At 32.4% G+C, this 1,560-nt stretch carries 1 protein-coding gene; it reads right to left on the reverse strand.

Going from position 1 to position 1,560, the window contains the following annotated elements; all coding sequences use genetic code 11:
- Positions 1-168: 168 nt before the first annotated feature.
- A complete protein-coding gene (locus DFR80_RS15075) occupies positions 169-1,422 on the reverse strand; it encodes an IS4 family transposase (protein WP_114490482.1) in 1,254 nt (417 codons plus the stop codon).
- Between the last annotated feature and the right edge of the window lie 138 nt (positions 1,423-1,560).

The raw sequence follows: 1,560 nt of genomic DNA on the forward strand, positions 1-1,560 counted from the left end.
CACTAGCATTGCATAAAAATATTTAAGCATTGTCAAATTTAAGTTATTGAGAAACTATACTATCTACAGAATATTCAGTCACACCCTTATCCTTTTTTAAGAAAAAGAGATAACAGAGTATTAAGAGATAGCCTTTATCCACATTTTACCATAATATATTTGTTCTTTTTACAGAATTACTGGATTGAATTCTGTTGAATATAAAAGTTCTGTATCTCCTGCCATCACCTGCCTTTCGGTTAGCTGATAGATTTTTTCGTAATCTATCACTCTCCGACCTTTAGAAGTGCGTGATGGTGGTCGATTTATCTTTCTAATAAAAGCCTTTAGACTTTCAAACATACAGGCCCTAAAGTATTTAAGTACTTTAAATAAGCTCTTATCTGTATTGGCTTCTCTTTTTAAAAGAGTAAGTAATACAAAGCTGATTAAAGCGGTAAATATCTGTGATTTAACAGCATTTTCACTGTGTCCATAAAAGACTTTAACATGCAGATGCTGTTTGATCCACTTAAAGAAGATCTCTATCTGCCAGCGATCTCTGTAGTATCTGCTGATTAATATTGCAGAATGTTTAAAGTCGTTTGTGATTAATCTAACTGTACTGCCAGGGTTTTCTCTGTCAGGTATTTCTAGGATTCTTAAGATGTTATTCATCTGATTATCCTGTTTTGGGTCACCTAAAAGAACAGTAGAATCTTCAACTTCCTGACCATCAATAATTACAGTTTTAGTTTTTAGAACTTTAATTTTAGCATTACTCTTAAGCCTTGATAGGAAGAGAATACCAGCGTCACAGTAGTTATCAAAGCTTTGATAGTCAACATAAGCTCTGTCAAAGACATGGAGAGTATCTGTATCATGAAAAATCAGATTATCCATTTTAGTTTTATCTGCACCTTTAGCAGGGGTTATCTCAACTTTATCAGGCATAATATCTCCATCATAAATGATGCGGGTATGTATTTTAATTCCTGCTTTAGTTGATCTGAAATCAGCCCAGGGATAATTACTTAAAGCCATAGAGACAGTTGAAGCATCAATGATGTTTAGCTGGCCGAGATTATTTCTGTAGAAATTGGCTCCTCTTTTGGTTAGAGCCTCCAGTTTAATCTGATTAAATATTTTTTCAAAGATAACTGGCGGAATATCTCTTAACCTTCTCGAAAGTTGAGAGGCGCTAATTGAATCAAGATCAATCTCTTTTTTAAGATCAGATTTATTGCTAACATCGATACTTAAGCTGTCAAGAGAGCTGACAGATTCAAGCTGACCATAGAGCAAAATTTGAAATAACTTTTTAGTTGTAAGTTTTTTAGTGTATCTGTCCAGTTCAAGTTCAGCAACAATTTTTGAAAATAAATTAAAATTTATTGAAAAAAGTAGTTGATTAAATGTGGTTTCTATGATATCTTTGTCCATAGTATATGCTCCTTATTTTTTGGGATTTGGACAAAGACTATCCTAATTCCAATTATAAGGAGTTTTTCTATTTTAAGCAAGTATTTTCGCTGAAAATAGAACTTGACATTTATTAAATATTTTTATGCAATGCTAGTG

The organism is Halanaerobium sp. ST460_2HS_T2, assembly GCF_003337665.1.
Classification (GTDB): domain Bacteria; phylum Bacillota; class Halanaerobiia; order Halanaerobiales; family Halanaerobiaceae; genus Halanaerobium; species Halanaerobium kushneri.